Raw genomic sequence first — 15,748 nt, forward strand, 5'->3', positions numbered from 1 at the left:
CTTAACCTGTGATCCGGTTACTCGTCAGCAATGCTTGCCGGCGGCCAGTTTTCCAGGCGCATGCCCAGAGACAGACCACGTGAGGCCAGCACGTCTTTAATCTCGGTAAGAGATTTTTTACCCAGGTTTGGCGTTTTCAGCAACTCAACCTCGGTACGCTGTACCAGATCACCGATGTAGTGGATAGCTTCTGCCTTGAGGCAGTTAGCAGAGCGGACAGTCAATTCCAGATCGTCAACAGGGCGCAGCAAGATCGGATCGAACTCTGGTTTCTCTTCTTTAACTTCCGGCTGACGTACATCACGCAGGTCAACGAAAGCTTCAAGTTGTTCAGCCAGAATGGTGGCCGCACGGCGGATCGCCTCTTCAGGATCGATCGTGCCATTGGTCTCCATCTCGATGACCAGCTTATCCAAGTCAGTACGCTGTTCTACACGCGCAGCTTCAACATTGTAGGCGATACGCTCTACAGGGCTGTAGCAGGCGTCAACCAACAGACGACCGATTGGGCGCTCATCTTCTTCCGAATGAATTCGGGCAGAAGCCGGCACATAACCGCGACCGCGCTGAACTTTGATACGCATGCTGATAGCCGCGTTCTCATCAGTCAGGTGGCAAATCACGTGCTGAGGCTTGACGATTTCGACATCACCATCATGGGTGATGTCGGCAGCGGTCACAGGGCCAATGCCAGATTTATTCAGGGTAAGAATAACTTCGTCTTTGCCTTGAACTCTCACCGCCAGCCCTTTCAGGTTGAGCAGGATCTCCAGGATATCTTCCTGTACGCCTTCTTTGGTGCTGTACTCATGCAGTACACCATCAATCTCAACCTCGGTCACCGCGCAACCCGGCATAGATGAAAGCAGAATACGGCGCAGTGCGTTGCCAAGAGTATGGCCAAAGCCACGCTCTAAAGGCTCAAGGGTCACCTTGGCGTGCGTCGAACTGACTTGCTCGATATCTACCAGGCGCGGTTTTAGAAACTCTGTCACAGAACCCTGCATTGTGTCCTCTCTTTGGTACTAAGCTTTACTTGGAGTAAAGCTCGACGATCAGGTGTTCGTTAATGTCCGCAGACAGATCGGTACGTTCAGGCATACGCTTGAACACGCCTTCCATCTTAGCAGCATCAACTTCCAGCCAAGTCGGCTTTTCACGCTGCTCAGCCAGCTCCAGAGAAGCTTTAACACGAGACTGCTTTTTAGCTTTCTCGCGGATGCTGACTACGTCATTCGGAGATACCTGATAAGAAGCGATGTTAACAACGCGACCGTTTACCATAACTGCTTTGTGGCTAACCAGCTGACGTGACTCTGCACGAGTAGCGCCGAAGCCCATACGGTAAACAACGTTGTCCAGACGACCTTCCAGCAGCTGCAACAGGTTTTCACCGGTGTTGCCCTTCAGGCGGGTTGCTTCTTTGTAATAGTTGCGGAATTGACGCTCCAGAATGCCGTACATACGACGAACTTTCTGCTTCTCACGCAACTGAACACCGTAATCAGACAGACGCGGTTTACGCGCACCGTGCTGACCAGGTGCTTGTTCAATTTTACACTTGGAATCGATCGCGCGAACGCCAGACTTAAGGAACAGGTCTGTGCCCTCACGACGGCTCAGCTTGAGCTTAGGACCCAAATATCTTGCCATTTTCTTTCTCCAACAATCCTAAAAGCTGCGTTACACGCGGCGCTTTTTCGGCGGACGACAACCGTTATGAGGGATCGGAGTCACATCAGTAATGTTAGTGATGCGGAAACCAGCCGCGTTCAGAGCGCGGATAGTAGACTCACGACCAGGACCAGGTCCTTTAACCATAACTTCCAGGTTCTTGATACCGTATTCTTTCACTGCGTCAGCACAACGTTCTGCTGCAACCTGTGCTGCGAACGGAGTGGACTTACGAGAACCACGGAAACCGGAACCACCGGCTGTTGCCCAACCCAAAGCATTACCCTGACGATCAGTGATGGTAACGATGGTGTTGTTGAAAGAAGCATGGATATGAGCCACGCCGTCAGAGACTTGCTTTCTTACACGCTTACGTGTACGAACAGGTGCCTTTGCCATTATTCAATAACCCCGATTATTTCTTGATCGGCTTGCGCGGACCCTTACGGGTACGAGCGTTGGTCTTGGTGCGCTGACCGCGTACCGGCAGACCACGACGATGACGCAAACCACGATAGCAACCAAGGTCCATAAGACGCTTGATGCTCAGGGTAATTTCACGACGCAAATCACCCTCAACGGTGTATTTGGCAACTGCATCACGAAGCTTTTCGATTTGCTCTTCAGACAGCTCACTGATCTTAACATTTTCAGCAATACCCGTAGATGCACAGATAGCCTGTGAACGGGTTTTACCGATACCGAAGATCGACGTTAAGGCGATAACGGTATGTTTATGATCAGGAATGTTAATGCCTGCTATACGGGCCACTATGCACTCCTACTATTTTATACAGCAACACCATTCTGAAAAGCCCGTTTTCAGGATACTCAAATAATGTTGCAGTGCGACATACAAAAGATTGGCTGGCTAATCTAGCCAGCTCAACCCAACTTTGCAAGAAAAATATGCGAGATAATCAGCCTTGACGCTGTTTATGCTTCGGCTCGGCGCTGCAAATCACACGAACGACACCGTTACGCTTAACGATTTTGCAGTTACGACATAATTTCTTGACGGAAGCACGAACTTTCATTTTTACTCTCCGTAACTTCTCAAACGAATCTGACTAGCGGTTATAGCCTTTCAGATTTGCTTTCTTCAATGCAGACTCGTACTGACTTGACATCATCAGAGTTTGCACTTGAGCCATAAAGTCCATGATGACGACAACCACGATCAGTAGCGAGGTACCACCAAAGTAGAATGGTACTTTCATTGCATCACGCATGAACTCCGGGATCAGGCAGATGAAAGTAATGTACATCGCGCCCACCAGGGTTAAACGCGTCATTACTTTATCGATATACTTCGCCGTTTGCTCTCCCGGACGAATTCCTGGTACGAAGGCACCGGACTTCTTCAGGTTATCTGCTGTCTCACGCGGGTTGAAAACCAACGCCGTGTAGAAGAAACAGAAGAAGATGATTGCAGACGCATAGAGTAACACATAAAGCGGTTGCCCTGGCTGCAAATACAGCGAAATCGTAGTCAGCCAGTTCCAACCGGTACCGCCCCCGAACCATGATGCAATCGTGGCCGGGAACAGAATAATGCTGGAAGCGAAAATCGCCGGGATAACACCCGCCATGTTCACTTTCAACGGTAAGTGTGTACTCTGTGCTGCATAAACACGACGACCTTGTTGACGCTTCGCATAGTTAACGACGATACGACGTTGACCACGCTCGATGAAAACAACGAAGAAGGTTACTGCAAACACCAATACTGCAACCAACAGCAGCAGGAGGAAGTGCAGGTCGCCTTGCCGCGCTTGCTCAATAGTATGGGCCACTGCCGGCGGGAGCCCCGCTACAATACCCGCGAAGATAATGATCGAGATACCGTTGCCGATACCGCGCTCAGTAATCTGCTCACCCAGCCACATCAGGAACATTGTCCCGGTTACCAGGCTCACAACCGCAGTAAAGTAGAATGCAAAGCCTGGGTTTAACACCAGGCCCTGCATACCAGGCATATTCGGCAGACCGGTAGCAATACCGATCGACTGGAATATGGCCAATACCAGCGTACCGTAACGGGTGTACTGGCTAATCTTGCGACGGCCAGCCTCCCCTTCTTTCTTGATTTCCGCCAACGCTGGATGAACCACCGTCAGCAGCTGGATAATGATCGACGCCGAGATATACGGCATGATCCCCAGAGCAAAGATAGAAGCACGGCTGAGGGCACCACCAGAGAACATGTTAAACATTTCAATGATAGTGCCTCTCTGCTGCTCAAGCAATTTGGCAAGCACAGTGGCATCGATACCAGGAATCGGAATGAAAGAGCCGATGCGGAAGACAATCAGCGCGCCGATGACAAACAAAAGTCTGCGCTTCAGCTCGCCGAGCCCGCCTTTAGCACTTTGAAAATCTAATCCTGGTTGCTTAGCCATCTGCTACTTATTCCTCAATTTTACCGCCAGCAGCCTCGATAGCAGCACGAGCGCCTTTGGTGACACGCAGACCACGCAGGGTTACCGGACGAGCGACTTCGCCAGAAAGTACAACTTTCGCGAATTCGATCTGGACACCAACTACGTTAGCGGCTTTCAGCGCGTTCAGGTCGATAACATCGCCTTCAACCAGAGCCAGTTCAGACAGACGAACTTCTGCCGTGATCATCGCTTTGCGTGAAGTGAAGCCGAATTTCGGCAGACGACGGTACAGAGGCATCTGACCACCTTCGAAACCACGACGTACGCCACCGCCAGAACGAGACTTCTGACCTTTGTGACCACGGCCGCCGGTTTTACCCAGGCCAGAACCAATACCACGACCTACACGCTTAGGCGCATGCTTGGCACCTTCAGCCGGAGACAGAGTATTTAAACGCATCTGTTACTCCTCAACTTTAACCATGTAGGAAACCAGGTTGACCATACCGCGAACAGCAGGAGTATCCTCGCGCTCTACGGTGTGACCAATACGACGCAGACCCAGACCGAGCAGAGTAGCTTTATGCTTCGGCAGACGGCCAATTGAGCTGCGAGTTTGTGTAACTTTAATAGTCTTAGCCATGGTCAATTACCCCAGAATGTCGGCAACGGATTTACCACGCTTAGCAGCGACCATTTCAGGAGACTTCATATTCGCCAGAGCGTCGATAGTTGCACGAACCACGTTGATCGGGTTGGTGGAACCATAAGCTTTAGCCAATACGTTGTGCACCCCAGCAACTTCGAGAACGGCGCGCATTGCACCACCCGCGATGATACCGGTACCTTCATGAGCAGGCTGCATGAACACGCGAGAACCCGTGTGAGCGCCCTTAACAGGGTGCTGCAGGGTGCCGCTGTTCAGCGCGACGTTCATCATGTTGCGACGGGCTTTTTCCATCGCTTTCTGGATCGCTGCTGGAACTTCGCGTGCTTTGCCGTAGCCAAAACCAACGCGACCGTTACCATCACCAACTACAGTCAGTGCGGTAAAGCTGAAAATACGGCCACCTTTTACGGTTTTAGATACGCGGTTTACCGCGATCAGCTTTTCCTGCAGTTCGCCAGCTTGTTTTTCGATGTGAGCCATCTTAAACCTCTTCCTTAGAACTGAAGGCCAGCTTCACGGGCAGCATCTGCCAGTGCCTGGACTCGACCATGATATTGGAAACCGGAACGGTCAAAGGATACTTTCGCAATCCCTTTTTCCAACGCGCGCTCAGCCAGAGCTTTACCTACGGCTGCTGCTGCGTCTTTGTTACCGGAATACTTCAGTTGCTCCGCGATAGCTTTTTCTAAAGTAGAAGCGGCTACCAGTACTTCAGAACCGTTTGGAGCAATCACCTGTGCGTAAATGTGACGCGGGGTACGATGTACCACCAGGCGGGTTGCACCCAGCTCTTGGAGCTTGCGGCGTGCGCGGGTCGCACGACGGATACGAGCAGATTTCTTATCCATAGTGTTACCTTACTTCTTCTTAGCCTCTTTGGTACGCACGACTTCGTCGGCGTAACGAACACCCTTGCCTTTGTAAGGCTCAGGACGACGGTAAGCGCGCAGATCTGCTGCTACCTGGCCAATTACCTGCTTATCAGCGCCTTTCAGCACGATTTCAGTTTGGCTTGGGCATTCAGCAGTGATACCTGCCGGCAGCTGGTGATCGATAGGGTGAGAGAAGCCCAGGGCCAAATTCACCACGTTGCCTTTAACGGCAGCACGATAACCAACACCTACCAGTTGAAGCTTTTTGGTGAAGCCTTCGGTAACACCAACAACCATTGCGTTCAGCAGAGCGCGCGTGGTACCCGCTTGAGCCCATGCGTTAGCAAAACCTTCGCGCGGAGCGAAAGTCAGTGCGTTAGCTTCTTGCTTCACTTCAACGGCGTCGTGGATAGTACGAGTCAACTCGCCGTTTTTACCCTTAATCGAAATAACCTGACCGTTGAGTTTTACCTCTACGCCGGCAGGAATGACGACGGGTGCTTTTGCAACACGAGACATTCTTTCCTCCCGAATTAAGCTACGTAGCAGATAATCTCGCCACCCAGACCAGCCTGGCGAGCTGCACGATCGGTCATAACACCTTTAGAGGTAGAAACAACAGCGATACCCAAACCGGCCATAACTTTTGGCAGCTCATCTTTTTTCTTGTAGATGCGCAGACCTGGACGGCTGATACGTTGAATGCTTTCTACCACAGCTTTGCCCTGGAAGTACTTCAGTACCAGTTCCAGAACAGGCTTGGCGTCGCCTTCGATTTTGAAATCTTCAATAAAACCTTCTTCCTTCAGCACGTTGGCAATTGCCACTTTCAGCTTGGAGGAAGGCATGGTGACCGCAACTTTGTTCGCGGCTTGACCGTTACGGATACGGGTCAGCATATCCGCGATCGGATCTTGCATGCTCATCTGTCTTTACTCCCGTGATTCAATTGGTAATTACCAGCTAGCCTTTTTCAAGCCTGGTACTTCACCGCGCATAGCGGCTTCACGAAGCTTAATACGGCTCAACCCGAATTTGCCCACATAACCATGTGGACGGCCAGTTTGGCGGCAGCGTTTACGCTGACGAGACGGGCTGGAATCACGCGGCAGAGTTTGCAGCTTGAGAACGGCATCCCAACGATCTTCATCGGACGCGTTCACATCAGAGATAATAGCTTTCAGTTCAACGCGTTTTGCAAAGAACTTGTCAGCTAATTTCACGCGCTTGACTTCGCGTGCTTTCATTGATTGCTTAGCCATCAGTAACCCTGCCTTACTTGCGGAACGGGAAGTTAAAAGCAGCCAGCAGCGCGCGGCCTTCATCATCAGATTTCGCAGTAGTGGTAATGGTAATATCCAAACCACGAACGCGATCGACTTTGTCGTAGTCGATTTCTGGGAAGATGATTTGCTCACGCACGCCCATGCTGTAGTTGCCACGGCCATCGAATGACTTGGCGGACAGGCCACGGAAGTCACGGATACGTGGAACAGCAATGGAGATCAGACGCTCAAAGAACTCCCACATGCGTTCGCCACGCAGAGTTACTTTACAGCCGATCGGATAGCCCTGACGGATTTTGAAGCCTGCAACAGATTTGCGGGCTTTGGTGATCAACGGTTTTTGACCGGAGATGGCTGCCAGGTCCGCTGCGGCGTTATCCAGCAGTTTCTTGTCAGCAATCGCTTCACCAACACCCATGTTCAGGGTGATCTTCTCGACCCGAGGGACTTGCATGACAGAGTTGTAATCAAACTGAGACATCAGTTGTTTGACTACCTCGTCTTTGTAGTAATCATGCAGTTTCGCCATCGTATTACTCCAAATTACTTGATAGTTTCGCTGTTAGATTTGAAGAAACGGACTTTTTTGCCCTCTTCGAATCTAAAGCCTACACGGTCAGCCTTGCCGGTAGCCGCGTTGAAGATAGCAATGTTAGAAACCTGAATTGCAGCTTCTTTTTCAACAATGCCGCCTGGTTGGTTCAGAGCCGGAACCGGCTTCTGGTGTTTCTTAACCAGGTTGATGCCTTCAACAATGACCTTGCCAGCAGACAGGACATTTTTTACTTTACCGCGCTTACCTTTGTCTTTCCCGGTAATCACGATAACTTCGTCATCACGACGGATCTTCGCTGCCATGTTCGCTCCTTAGAGTACTTCTGGTGCCAGAGAGATAATTTTCATGAACTTCTCATTACGCAGTTCACGAGTTACCGGCCCAAAAATACGCGTACCGATAGGCTGCTCGCTGTTATTGTTCAAAATAACGCATGCATTGCCATCGAAGCGAATGACAGAACCGTCCGGGCGACGTACACCCTTCTTGGTGCGCACCACTACCGCCTTCAGAACATCGCCTTTCTTCACCTTACCGCGAGGAATTGCTTCCTTGATGGTAATTTTGATGATGTCGCCGACGCCTGCGTAGCGACGGTGCGAGCCACCTAGAACCTTGATACACATTACGCGACGTGCACCGGAGTTGTCGGCGACGTTCAGCATAGTCTGTTCTTGGATCATTTTAGTGCTCCGCTAATGTCAACTACTACTTTAAAGACCCAAGTAAAAATTAGGCCGTTGAAAAGCCCCATAACCGAGGGCGCAGCATTATAACACCGCTTACTTGGTATGGGTAGAAAAAATAAACGGCTCATTTTCTGAGCCGTTTATTAAGTGAGAGCCAGCTACTCTATTACAGAATCGCTTTCTCTACAACGCGAACCAACGTCCAGGACTTAGTCTTGGACAGTGGGCGGCATTCGCGGATTTCCACCACGTCGCCGGTACCACATTCGTTGTTCTCGTCATGTACGTGCAGCTTGGTCGTACGTTTGATGAATTTCCCGTAGATCGGGTGCTTCACAGTACGCTCGATAGCAACAACGATGGATTTCTCCATTTTGTCGCTAACAACACGACCCTGCAGGGTACGGATAACTTCAGTCATTTACACACCCGCCTTTTGAGTCAGTAAAGTCTTAACGCGTGCGACGTCACGACGCACTTGTTTCAACAGGTGAGTTTGTTGCAGCTGGCCACTGGCCGCCTGCATGCGCAAGTTGAATTGCTCACGCAGCAGGTTGAGCAGCTCGGCATTCAGCTCTTCAACGCTTTTTTCACGCAGCTCTTGTGCTTTCATTACATCACCGTCTTAGTTACAAAGGTGGTTTTGATCGGCAGTTTCGCTGCTGCCAGTTTGAATGCCTCGCGGGCAACCTCTTCTGGCACGCCGTCCATTTCGTACAGGACCTTACCAGGCTGGATCAGGGCAACCCAATACTCCACGTTACCCTTACCTTTACCCATACGCACTTCCAGCGGCTTCTCGGTGATCGGTTTGTCCGGGAATACACGGATCCAGATCTTGCCTTGACGCTTAACTGCACGAGTCATTGCACGACGAGCTGCTTCGATTTGACGAGCAGTCAGACGGCCACGGCCAACAGCTTTCAGACCGAAAGTGCCGAAGCTAACATCCGTACCTTGCGCCAGACCACGGTTGCGGCCCTTGTGCACCTTACGGAATTTTGTACGCTTTGGTTGTAACATCAGCGACTCTCCTTACTTGCGGCCTTTACGCTGCTGCTTTTTAGGTTGAGCAGCCGGTTCCGGTTGTTCAACTGCAGCCATACCACCCAGGATCTCACCTTTGAAGATCCATACCTTAACGCCGATTACACCATAAGTGGTGTGCGCTTCAGATGTGTTGTAGTCGATGTCCGCACGCAGAGTGTGCAATGGAACACGACCTTCGCGGTACCATTCGGTACGTGCGATTTCAGCGCCGCCAAGACGGCCGCTTACTTCAACTTTGATACCTTTAGCGCCAAGACGCATTGCGTTCTGTACAGCACGCTTCATAGCACGACGGAACATAACGCGACGTTCCAGCTGAGAAGTGATGCTGTCAGCAACCAATTTAGCGTCGAGTTCCGGTTTACGGACTTCGGCGATGTTGATCTGTGCAGGAACGCCAGCGATGTCCGCTACGACCTTGCGCAGTTTTTCGACGTCTTCACCTTTCTTGCCGATAACGATGCCTGGGCGAGCAGTGTGAATGGTCACACGGATGCTCTTCGCAGGACGCTCGATAACGATGCGAGAAACGGAAGCTTTCGACAGTTCCTTAGTCAGGAATTGACGAACTTTAAAGTCGCTGTCCAGGTTGTCAGCGAATTCTTTGGTATTCGCATACCAAGTAGAGTTCCAAGGTTTGACAATACCCAGGCGAATACCATTAGGATGTACTTTCTGACCCATTGCTAGTCTCCAGAGTCTCAGCGATCGGACACAACCACAGTAATGTGGCTGGTGCGCTTCAGGATGCGATCTGCACGACCTTTTGCACGCGGCATAATGCGCTTCATGCTTGGGCCTTCGTCTACGAAGATTTTCGTAACTTTCAGATCATCGATGTCAGCGCCATCGTTGTGTTCTGCGTTAGCAATGGCAGACTCCAGCACTTTCTTAACCAGACCAGCAGCTTTCTTGTTGGTGTAGGTCAGAGTTTCCAGAGCTTGCGACACTTTCTTACCGCGAATCAGGTCAGCAACAAGGCGAACCTTCTGAGCAGAAGAACGAGCGTGGCGATGTTTAGCGATAGTTTCCATCTCTTCCTCCTACCTTAGCGCTTTTTAGCTTTTTTATCAGCCGCATGGCCGCGATAAGTACGAGTCGGCGCGAATTCACCCAGTTTGTGACCGACCATTTCATCGGAAACGAACACTGGTACGTGCTGACGACCATTATGGACAGCGATGGTCAAACCGATCATGTTAGGAAAGATCGTTGAACGACGGGACCAAGTGCGCAAAGGCTTCTTGTCACCGCTTTCCACCGCTTTCTCTACCTTCTTCAGCAAGTGCAGGTCAATAAAAGGACCTTTCTTGAGAGAACGTGGCATGGCTTATCCTCTAATTATTTTTTGCTACGGCGACGTACGATGAACTTATCAGTACGCTTGTTGCTACGGGTCTTCTTACCTTTGGTCTGAACGCCCCACGGAGTTACCGGGTGCTTACCAAAGTTACGACCTTCACCACCACCGTGCGGGTGATCTACCGGGTTCATCGCCGTACCGCGAACGGTAGGACGAACACCACGCCAACGTGCAGCACCTGCTTTACCCAGAACGCGAAGCATGTGTTCAGCGTTACCGACTTCACCCAGGGTGGCGCGGCAATCAGCTGGAACTTTACGCATTTCGCCGGAGCGCAGACGCAGAGTTACGTAGGAACCATCACGAGCAACGATCTGAACGTAGGCACCAGCGGAGCGAGCCATCTGGCCGCCTTTACCTGGTTTCATTTCTACGTTGTGAACCGTTGAACCAACTGGAATGTTGCGCATCGGCAGGGTGTTACCCGCTTTGATTGCAGCATCAACGCCAGATTGAATCTGGTCACCAGCTTTCAGGCCTTTCGGCGCCAGGATGTAACGGCGTTCGCCGTCTTTGTACAGAACCAGCGCGATGTTCGCGGAACGGTTCGGATCGTACTCCAGACGCTCAACCACAGCAGGGATACCGTCTTTGTTGCGCTTGAAGTCAACCAGACGATAGTGTTGCTTGTGGCCACCACCGATATGACGGGTGGTGATACGGCCATTGTTGTTACGACCACCGCTTTTGCTCAGTTTTTCCAGCAGCGGGGCATAAGGTTTACCCTTGTGCAGCTCAGGGTTAACCACTTTAACAACGTGGCGACGACCCGGAGATGTAGGTTTACATTTAACAATTGCCATTGTTCTTACTCCTCCGACTTACTCTGCGCCGCCGATGAAGTCCAGATTCTGGCCTTCTTTCAGGGTGACGTAAGCTTTTTTCCAGTCGCTACGACGACCAACACGCTGACCGTGACGTTTCACTTTCCCTTTAACTACCAGGGTGTTCACGTCTTCGACTTCGACTTCAAACAGTTTCTGCACTGCAGCTTTGATTTCTGCTTTGGTCGCGTCTTTGGCAACTTTGAGAACGATGGTGTTGCTTTTTTCCATCGCAGCGGATGCTTTTTCAGATACGTGCGGTGCACGCAGCACTTTCAGCAAACGTTCTTCACGGATCATGCCAGCATCTCCTCAACTTGCTTCACAGCATCAGCAGTCATAACCACTTTGTCGAAGGCGATCAGGCTAACCGGATCGATACCTGCTACATCGCGCACGTCAACCTTGTACAGGTTGCGAGCTGCCAGGAACAGATTCTCATCCAGTTCACCGGTCACGATCAGCACGTCTTCCAGAGCCATATCTTTCAGTTTCTGTGCCAGCAGCTTAGTTTTAGGCGCTTCTACAGAGAACTTCTCGACAACGATCAGACGATCTTGACGTACCAGCTCGGACAGGATGCTTTTCAGCGCGCCGCGGTACATCTTTTTGTTTACTTTCTGACTGTGGTCCTGTGGCTTAGCAGCAAAGGTCACGCCGCCTGAACGCCAGATCGGGCTCTTTACAGAACCTGAACGCGCACGGCCGGTGCCTTTCTGACGCCATGGCTTTTTGCCGGAACCAGTTACTTCAGCACGGGTCTTCTGAGCACGGGTACCTTGACGGGCACCTGCTGCATAAGCAACAACAACCTGGTGTACCAGCGCTTCGTTGAAATCACGACCGAAGGTAGTTTCGGAAACAGTCAGCGCGCTTTGCGCGTCTTTCAATACTAATTCCATTGCTATCCCCTTACGCCTTCACAGCTGGTTTAACGATCAGGTTGCCACCGGTTGCGCCCGGTACAGCACCCTTAACCAGCAGCAGGTTGCGCTCAGCGTCAACACGTACTACGTCCAGGCTCTGAACGGTTACGCGCTCATCACCCAGGTGGCCAGCCATTTTCTTGCCTTTGAACACTTTGCCCGGAGTCTGGTTCTGACCGATAGAACCCGGAACGCGGTGAGACAAGGAGTTACCGTGGGTAGCGTCTTGGGTACGGAAGTTCCAGCGCTTAACAGTGCCAGCAAAACCTTTACCTTTAGAAGTACCGGTAACATCGACTTTTTTAACGTCAGCGAAGATTTCTACGCTAATTTCCTGACCTGCAGCGAACTCTTGACCTTCTTCAAGGCGGAATTCCCACAGACCACGGCCAGCTTCAACGCCAGCTTTAGCGAAATGGCCCGCTTCCGGCTTGGTTACACGGTTAGCTTTTTTGCTACCGGTGGTAACCTGAACGGCACGGTAACCGTCGGTGTCCAGGCTTTTAACCTGAGTCACGCGGTTCGCTTCAATTTCAATTACGGTTACTGGGATAGAAACGCCATCTTCAGTGAAGATACGGGTCATACCCACTTTTTTACCGACTAAACCAATCATTGTTTCAACCTCTCAATCGCTCAATGACCTGATTAACCCAGGCTGATCTGCACGTCTACACCGGCAGCCAGATCCAGACGCATCAGAGCATCAACGGTTTTCTCGGTTGGCTCAACGATGTCAACCAGACGCTTGTGAGTGCGAATCTCGTACTGATCGCGCGCGTCTTTGTTGACGTGCGGAGAAATCAGAACGGTAAAGCGCTCTTTGCGAGTTGGCAGCGGGATCGGACCACGGACTTGCGCACCAGTGCGCTTTGCAGTCTCGACGATTTCCGCGGTTGATTGATCGATCAGACGATGATCAAACGCTTTCAGGCGGATACGGATTCTTTGGTTCTGCATGAGACCAGAGCTCCAATTATTTATAAACGTAAATAATTACTCCTCACACCCATTTCGATTGATGGGGGAGTGTAATCGTCAACATATAACCCCCATATCGGGAGTATTGTTCGAAAGGCAAAAAAGGCCTGCCAATCGACTGATTCGCTAAAATCAGGCTTACCAAGATTAGGTAAGCCCGCGCATTATACGCAAAATGGCCCAGGAAGCAAGCCGCAGTTGGAAATATGCTCAGGAAATCGTCATTTTTGCGCCTTCAGCGACGGTCGCGGGATGAAGGTGGCGATCAAGGTATGAATTATGCTTGGCGGGTAGCTCCCCTGCCCCACCGTAAAAACGGTTGCCGGCAGGAGAGGCGATGACGAACGGAAGGCAGGCTTACTCTTTGCGTTCTAAAATCTGGGCCTGGGCATAGTTTTGAATGCCGAGGCGAGCGATCAGATCCAGCTCGGTTTCCAGCCAGTCGATATGCTCTTCTTCATCGGCCAGAATGTCGATCATCAAATCGCGGCTGACATAATCGTGAATCGAGTCGGCGTAGGCGATACCTTCGCGCAGATTCTTGGCGCCCGCCAATTCCAGCGCCAGATCGGAACGCAGCATCTCTTCAATGTCTTCGCCGATGTTCAACTTACCGAGGTCTTGCAGGTTAGGGAGCCCTTCCAGGAACAGAATGCGCTCGATGTAGCGATCGGCATGTTTCATTTCGTCGATCGACTCGTGGTATTCCTTATCGTTGAGGCGCATTAAACCCCAATTCTTGAACATGCGGGCGTGCAGAAAATATTGATTGATGGCAACCAGCTCGTTGCCGAGCAGCTTGTTGAGGTGAGCAATGATCTTTTTATCGCCTTTCATAGGTAACTCCTCCTGGCCAGTTCTAAAAGTGTAGAACCTGTAAGCCAAGAGTCAAAAATAACCTTACCCTTTGTTAGGCAACTTCATGCATTGGGATGATAGCTCCGCGTTCCTCCACCATAATTTGTCTTGCCTGACGAATGCACTTTCCACAATCGGTACCAATCGGCACAAGTTCACGCAGCTGCTTCATGGTGTGGGGATTGTGCTGACGCACCGCATTACGGATCGCTTTGTCAGTCACCGCATTACACAGACATACATACATAGAGAGACTCACTTCTTAACCAATGCAATGAGTCTAAATAGGAATGGTTTTTATTTCAATTAAGATTTGTACAAATTGCATAAAAAAAGGGCACCGAAGTGCCCTTTTTTGTGTCGAAAAAATTATTCGCGATTAAGCGATAACTTTAGCAACAACACCAGCGCCTACAGTACGGCCGCCTTCACGGATTGCGAAACGCAGACCGTCGTCCATCGCGATTGGGTGAATCAGGGTTACAATCATGTTCACGTTGTCGCCTGGCATTACCATCTCTACGCCTTCTGGCAGTTCGATGGTACCGGTCACGTCAGTAGTACGGAAGTAGAACTGTGGACGGTAGCCTTTGAAGAATGGAGTGTGACGACCACCTTCATCTTTGCTCAGGATGTACACTTCAGATTCGAACTGGGTGTGCGGCTTGATAGAGCCTGGCTTAGCCAGTACCTGACCACGTTCGATGTCTTCGCGCTTGATACCACGCAGCAGAACGCCTACGTTCTCACCAGCACGGCCTTCGTCCAGCAGTTTGCGGAACATTTCAACGCCAGTACAGGTAGACTTAACGGTGTCTTTGATACCAACGATTTCAACTTCTTCGCCAACTTTGATGATACCGCGCTCAACACGACCGGTAACAACGGTACCACGACCGGAGATGGAGAATACGTCTTCGATTGGCAGCAGGAACGGCTTGTCGATTGCACGCTCTGGCTCTGGGATGTAGCTGTCCAGGGCTTCGGCCAGTTCGATGATTTTCGCTTCCCACTCAGCTTCGCCTTCCAGCGCTTTCAGCGCGGAACCGCGGATTACTGGCAGGTCGTCGCCTGGGAAGTCGTAAGCGGACAGCAGTTCGCGAACTTCCATTTCTACCAGTTCCAGCAGCTCTTCATCATCAACCATGTCGCATTTGTTCATGAATACGATGATGAAAGGAACGCCAACCTGACGACCCAGCAGGATGTGCTCACGGGTCTGAGGCATTGGGCCGTCAGTCGCAGCTACTACCAGGATCGCGCCGTCCATCTGAGCAGCACCGGTGATCATGTTTTTCACGTAGTCGGCGTGCCCTGGGCAGTCAACGTGCGCGTAGTGACGAGTCGGGGTGTCATACTCAACGTGAGAGGTGTTGATGGTGATACCACGAGCTTTTTCTTCTGGCGCGTTATCGATCTGGTCGAAAGCACGTGCAGAACCGCCGTAGGTTTTAGCCAGTACGGTAGTGATCGCTGCAGTCAGGGTAGTTTTACCGTGGTCAACGTGGCCGATAGTACCAACGTTAACGTGCGGTTTTGTACGTTCAAATTTTTCTTTAGACACGGCTATATTCCTTACTATAGCGCTCTCCCCTTCTGGAGAGAGCACGGGACT

30 protein-coding genes are annotated in these 15,748 nt (G+C 51.1%); all 30 read right to left on the reverse strand.

Going from position 1 to position 15,748, the window contains the following annotated elements; all coding sequences use genetic code 11:
- Nucleotides 1-17 precede the first annotated feature (17 nt).
- The 30 genes from ATE40_RS18995 to tuf all read right to left on the reverse strand — a co-directional run bounded on the left by ATE40_RS18995 (nt 18) and on the right by tuf (nt 15,697).
- The gene (locus ATE40_RS18995) at nt 18-1,007 is read right to left on the reverse strand and encodes a DNA-directed RNA polymerase subunit alpha (RefSeq protein ID WP_002919219.1); all 990 of its coding nucleotides are present in this window, start codon (nt 1,005-1,007) and stop codon (nt 18-20) included.
- Between the two features lie 25 nt (nt 1,008-1,032).
- Nucleotides 1,033-1,653 carry a 30S ribosomal protein S4 gene (gene rpsD / locus ATE40_RS19000; RefSeq protein WP_004929729.1) on the reverse strand — a complete coding sequence of 207 codons (621 nt, stop codon included), beginning with the start codon at nt 1,651-1,653 and terminating at the stop codon, nt 1,033-1,035.
- Nucleotides 1,654-1,683: 30 nt separating this feature from the next.
- Nucleotides 1,684-2,073, reverse strand: coding sequence for a 30S ribosomal protein S11 (gene rpsK / locus ATE40_RS19005; RefSeq protein ID WP_004929731.1), 390 nt, complete (start codon nt 2,071-2,073; stop codon nt 1,684-1,686).
- A gap of 16 nt (nt 2,074-2,089) precedes the next feature.
- Nucleotides 2,090-2,446, reverse strand: a complete 357-nt coding sequence (rpsM, locus tag ATE40_RS19010; protein ID WP_004929734.1) for a 30S ribosomal protein S13 — start codon at nt 2,444-2,446, stop codon at nt 2,090-2,092.
- A 148-nt stretch (nt 2,447-2,594) separates the two neighbouring features.
- The gene (gene rpmJ, locus ATE40_RS24350; protein WP_002227352.1) at nt 2,595-2,711 is read right to left on the reverse strand and encodes a 50S ribosomal protein L36; all 117 of its coding nucleotides are present in this window, start codon (nt 2,709-2,711) and stop codon (nt 2,595-2,597) included.
- 33 nt (nt 2,712-2,744) lie between these two features.
- Nucleotides 2,745-4,076, reverse strand: a complete 1,332-nt coding sequence (secY, locus tag ATE40_RS19015; RefSeq protein ID WP_004929740.1) for a preprotein translocase subunit SecY — start codon at nt 4,074-4,076, stop codon at nt 2,745-2,747.
- A 7-nt stretch (nt 4,077-4,083) separates the two neighbouring features.
- Entirely contained in the window at nt 4,084-4,518 is a 435-nt protein-coding gene (gene rplO, locus ATE40_RS19020) for a 50S ribosomal protein L15 (RefSeq protein ID WP_004929742.1), read from the reverse strand.
- A 3-nt stretch (nt 4,519-4,521) separates the two neighbouring features.
- Nucleotides 4,522-4,701: a 50S ribosomal protein L30 gene (rpmD, locus tag ATE40_RS24355; RefSeq protein WP_048232028.1), complete on the reverse strand. Its 180-nt coding sequence runs from the start codon at nt 4,699-4,701 to the stop codon at nt 4,522-4,524.
- A gap of 6 nt (nt 4,702-4,707) precedes the next feature.
- Nucleotides 4,708-5,208 (reverse strand): 30S ribosomal protein S5, encoded by a 501-nt coding sequence (gene rpsE / locus ATE40_RS19025; RefSeq protein ID WP_004929747.1) that lies wholly within the window; start codon nt 5,206-5,208, stop codon nt 4,708-4,710.
- A gap of 14 nt (nt 5,209-5,222) precedes the next feature.
- Nucleotides 5,223-5,576 carry a 50S ribosomal protein L18 gene (gene rplR / locus ATE40_RS19030; RefSeq protein ID WP_004929748.1) on the reverse strand — a complete coding sequence of 118 codons (354 nt, stop codon included), beginning with the start codon at nt 5,574-5,576 and terminating at the stop codon, nt 5,223-5,225.
- A 9-nt stretch (nt 5,577-5,585) separates the two neighbouring features.
- Nucleotides 5,586-6,119 (reverse strand): 50S ribosomal protein L6, encoded by a 534-nt coding sequence (gene rplF / locus ATE40_RS19035; RefSeq protein WP_004929751.1) that lies wholly within the window; start codon nt 6,117-6,119, stop codon nt 5,586-5,588.
- 14 nt (nt 6,120-6,133) lie between these two features.
- Nucleotides 6,134-6,526: a 30S ribosomal protein S8 gene (gene rpsH / locus ATE40_RS19040; RefSeq protein ID WP_004929753.1), complete on the reverse strand. Its 393-nt coding sequence runs from the start codon at nt 6,524-6,526 to the stop codon at nt 6,134-6,136.
- Between the two features lie 30 nt (nt 6,527-6,556).
- Nucleotides 6,557-6,862, reverse strand: a complete 306-nt coding sequence (gene rpsN, locus ATE40_RS19045) for a 30S ribosomal protein S14 (RefSeq protein ID WP_019456186.1) — start codon at nt 6,860-6,862, stop codon at nt 6,557-6,559.
- Between the two features lie 13 nt (nt 6,863-6,875).
- The gene (gene rplE / locus ATE40_RS19050; RefSeq protein WP_004929756.1) at nt 6,876-7,415 is read right to left on the reverse strand and encodes a 50S ribosomal protein L5; all 540 of its coding nucleotides are present in this window, start codon (nt 7,413-7,415) and stop codon (nt 6,876-6,878) included.
- 14 nt (nt 7,416-7,429) lie between these two features.
- Entirely contained in the window at nt 7,430-7,744 is a 315-nt protein-coding gene (gene rplX, locus ATE40_RS19055; RefSeq protein WP_019456185.1) for a 50S ribosomal protein L24, read from the reverse strand.
- Between the two features lie 9 nt (nt 7,745-7,753).
- Nucleotides 7,754-8,125, reverse strand: coding sequence for a 50S ribosomal protein L14 (rplN, locus tag ATE40_RS19060; protein ID WP_000613954.1), 372 nt, complete (start codon nt 8,123-8,125; stop codon nt 7,754-7,756).
- A gap of 172 nt (nt 8,126-8,297) precedes the next feature.
- Nucleotides 8,298-8,552 carry a 30S ribosomal protein S17 gene (rpsQ, locus tag ATE40_RS19065; RefSeq protein ID WP_004929760.1) on the reverse strand — a complete coding sequence of 85 codons (255 nt, stop codon included), beginning with the start codon at nt 8,550-8,552 and terminating at the stop codon, nt 8,298-8,300.
- Complete coding sequence (gene rpmC, locus ATE40_RS19070; RefSeq protein WP_004929762.1) at nt 8,553-8,744, reverse strand: 50S ribosomal protein L29; 192 nt, start codon at nt 8,742-8,744, stop codon at nt 8,553-8,555. It abuts the gene before it with no gap.
- Entirely contained in the window at nt 8,744-9,154 is a 411-nt protein-coding gene (gene rplP / locus ATE40_RS19075) for a 50S ribosomal protein L16 (protein ID WP_004929764.1), read from the reverse strand. The genes rpmC and rplP overlap by 1 nt, the downstream gene beginning before the upstream one ends.
- A gap of 12 nt (nt 9,155-9,166) precedes the next feature.
- Complete coding sequence (rpsC, locus tag ATE40_RS19080) at nt 9,167-9,865, reverse strand: 30S ribosomal protein S3 (RefSeq protein WP_004929766.1); 699 nt, start codon at nt 9,863-9,865, stop codon at nt 9,167-9,169.
- Nucleotides 9,866-9,882: 17 nt separating this feature from the next.
- A complete protein-coding gene (rplV, locus tag ATE40_RS19085) occupies nt 9,883-10,215 on the reverse strand; it encodes a 50S ribosomal protein L22 (RefSeq protein WP_002223844.1) in 333 nt (110 codons plus the stop codon).
- A gap of 14 nt (nt 10,216-10,229) precedes the next feature.
- Entirely contained in the window at nt 10,230-10,508 is a 279-nt protein-coding gene (gene rpsS, locus ATE40_RS19090) for a 30S ribosomal protein S19 (RefSeq protein ID WP_004929772.1), read from the reverse strand.
- Nucleotides 10,509-10,522: 14 nt separating this feature from the next.
- Nucleotides 10,523-11,347: a 50S ribosomal protein L2 gene (gene rplB, locus ATE40_RS24360; protein ID WP_004929775.1), complete on the reverse strand. Its 825-nt coding sequence runs from the start codon at nt 11,345-11,347 to the stop codon at nt 10,523-10,525.
- 18 nt (nt 11,348-11,365) lie between these two features.
- Nucleotides 11,366-11,668: a 50S ribosomal protein L23 gene (rplW, locus tag ATE40_RS19100; RefSeq protein ID WP_004951179.1), complete on the reverse strand. Its 303-nt coding sequence runs from the start codon at nt 11,666-11,668 to the stop codon at nt 11,366-11,368.
- Nucleotides 11,665-12,270 (reverse strand): 50S ribosomal protein L4, encoded by a 606-nt coding sequence (gene rplD, locus ATE40_RS19105; RefSeq protein ID WP_004929779.1) that lies wholly within the window; start codon nt 12,268-12,270, stop codon nt 11,665-11,667. Before rplD ends, rplW begins: the two co-directional genes overlap by 4 nt.
- A 10-nt stretch (nt 12,271-12,280) precedes the next feature.
- Entirely contained in the window at nt 12,281-12,910 is a 630-nt protein-coding gene (gene rplC, locus ATE40_RS19110) for a 50S ribosomal protein L3 (protein ID WP_015379265.1), read from the reverse strand.
- A gap of 32 nt (nt 12,911-12,942) precedes the next feature.
- Nucleotides 12,943-13,254, reverse strand: a complete 312-nt coding sequence (rpsJ, locus tag ATE40_RS19115) for a 30S ribosomal protein S10 (protein WP_001181005.1) — start codon at nt 13,252-13,254, stop codon at nt 12,943-12,945.
- A gap of 378 nt (nt 13,255-13,632) precedes the next feature.
- Nucleotides 13,633-14,112, reverse strand: a complete 480-nt coding sequence (bfr, locus tag ATE40_RS19120; protein WP_019456183.1) for a bacterioferritin — start codon at nt 14,110-14,112, stop codon at nt 13,633-13,635.
- Nucleotides 14,113-14,185: 73 nt separating this feature from the next.
- Complete coding sequence (gene bfd / locus ATE40_RS24365; RefSeq protein ID WP_071532885.1) at nt 14,186-14,380, reverse strand: bacterioferritin-associated ferredoxin; 195 nt, start codon at nt 14,378-14,380, stop codon at nt 14,186-14,188.
- A 132-nt stretch (nt 14,381-14,512) separates the two neighbouring features.
- Entirely contained in the window at nt 14,513-15,697 is a 1,185-nt protein-coding gene (gene tuf / locus ATE40_RS19125; RefSeq protein WP_055314187.1) for an elongation factor Tu, read from the reverse strand.
- Between the last annotated feature and the right edge of the window lie 51 nt (nt 15,698-15,748).

It is taken from the genome of Serratia surfactantfaciens (assembly GCF_001642805.2).
Taxonomy (GTDB): Bacteria; Pseudomonadota; Gammaproteobacteria; order Enterobacterales; family Enterobacteriaceae; genus Serratia; species Serratia surfactantfaciens.

Coding starts and splice junctions, on each gene's coding strand:
- ATE40_RS18995 (WP_002919219.1), bottom strand. CDS start 1,007: ATGCAGGGTTCTGTGACAGAGTTTCTAAAACCGCGCCTGGTAGATATC.
- rpsD (WP_004929729.1), bottom strand. CDS start 1,653: ATGGCAAGATATTTGGGTCCTAAGCTCAAGCTGAGCCGTCGTGAGGGC.
- rpsK (WP_004929731.1), bottom strand. CDS start 2,073: ATGGCAAAGGCACCTGTTCGTACACGTAAGCGTGTAAGAAAGCAAGTC.
- rpmJ (WP_002227352.1), bottom strand. CDS start 2,711: ATGAAAGTTCGTGCTTCCGTCAAGAAATTATGTCGTAACTGCAAAATC.
- secY (WP_004929740.1), bottom strand. CDS start 4,076: ATGGCTAAGCAACCAGGATTAGATTTTCAAAGTGCTAAAGGCGGGCTC.
- rplO (WP_004929742.1), bottom strand. CDS start 4,518: ATGCGTTTAAATACTCTGTCTCCGGCTGAAGGTGCCAAGCATGCGCCT.
- rpmD (WP_048232028.1), bottom strand. CDS start 4,701: ATGGCTAAGACTATTAAAGTTACACAAACTCGCAGCTCAATTGGCCGT.
- rpsE (WP_004929747.1), bottom strand. CDS start 5,208: ATGGCTCACATCGAAAAACAAGCTGGCGAACTGCAGGAAAAGCTGATC.
- rplR (WP_004929748.1), bottom strand. CDS start 5,576: ATGGATAAGAAATCTGCTCGTATCCGTCGTGCGACCCGCGCACGCCGC.
- rplF (WP_004929751.1), bottom strand. CDS start 6,119: ATGTCTCGTGTTGCAAAAGCACCCGTCGTCATTCCTGCCGGCGTAGAG.
- rpsH (WP_004929753.1), bottom strand. CDS start 6,526: ATGAGCATGCAAGATCCGATCGCGGATATGCTGACCCGTATCCGTAAC.
- rpsN (WP_019456186.1), bottom strand. CDS start 6,862: ATGGCTAAGCAATCAATGAAAGCACGCGAAGTCAAGCGCGTGAAATTA.
- rplE (WP_004929756.1), bottom strand. CDS start 7,415: ATGGCGAAACTGCATGATTACTACAAAGACGAGGTAGTCAAACAACTG.
- rplX (WP_019456185.1), bottom strand. CDS start 7,744: ATGGCAGCGAAGATCCGTCGTGATGACGAAGTTATCGTGATTACCGGG.
- rplN (WP_000613954.1), bottom strand. CDS start 8,125: ATGATCCAAGAACAGACTATGCTGAACGTCGCCGACAACTCCGGTGCA.
- rpsQ (WP_004929760.1), bottom strand. CDS start 8,552: ATGACTGAAGTTATCCGTACCCTGCAGGGTCGTGTTGTTAGCGACAAA.
- rpmC (WP_004929762.1), bottom strand. CDS start 8,744: ATGAAAGCACAAGAGCTGCGTGAAAAAAGCGTTGAAGAGCTGAATGCC.
- rplP (WP_004929764.1), bottom strand. CDS start 9,154: ATGTTACAACCAAAGCGTACAAAATTCCGTAAGGTGCACAAGGGCCGC.
- rpsC (WP_004929766.1), bottom strand. CDS start 9,865: ATGGGTCAGAAAGTACATCCTAATGGTATTCGCCTGGGTATTGTCAAA.
- rplV (WP_002223844.1), bottom strand. CDS start 10,215: ATGGAAACTATCGCTAAACATCGCCACGCTCGTTCTTCTGCTCAGAAG.
- rpsS (WP_004929772.1), bottom strand. CDS start 10,508: ATGCCACGTTCTCTCAAGAAAGGTCCTTTTATTGACCTGCACTTGCTG.
- rplB (WP_004929775.1), bottom strand. CDS start 11,347: ATGGCAATTGTTAAATGTAAACCTACATCTCCGGGTCGTCGCCACGTT.
- rplW (WP_004951179.1), bottom strand. CDS start 11,668: ATGATCCGTGAAGAACGTTTGCTGAAAGTGCTGCGTGCACCGCACGTA.
- rplD (WP_004929779.1), bottom strand. CDS start 12,270: ATGGAATTAGTATTGAAAGACGCGCAAAGCGCGCTGACTGTTTCCGAA.
- rplC (WP_015379265.1), bottom strand. CDS start 12,910: ATGATTGGTTTAGTCGGTAAAAAAGTGGGTATGACCCGTATCTTCACT.
- rpsJ (WP_001181005.1), bottom strand. CDS start 13,254: ATGCAGAACCAAAGAATCCGTATCCGCCTGAAAGCGTTTGATCATCGT.
- bfr (WP_019456183.1), bottom strand. CDS start 14,112: ATGAAAGGCGATAAAAAGATCATTGCTCACCTCAACAAGCTGCTCGGC.
- bfd (WP_071532885.1), bottom strand. CDS start 14,380: ATGTATGTATGTCTGTGTAATGCGGTGACTGACAAAGCGATCCGTAAT.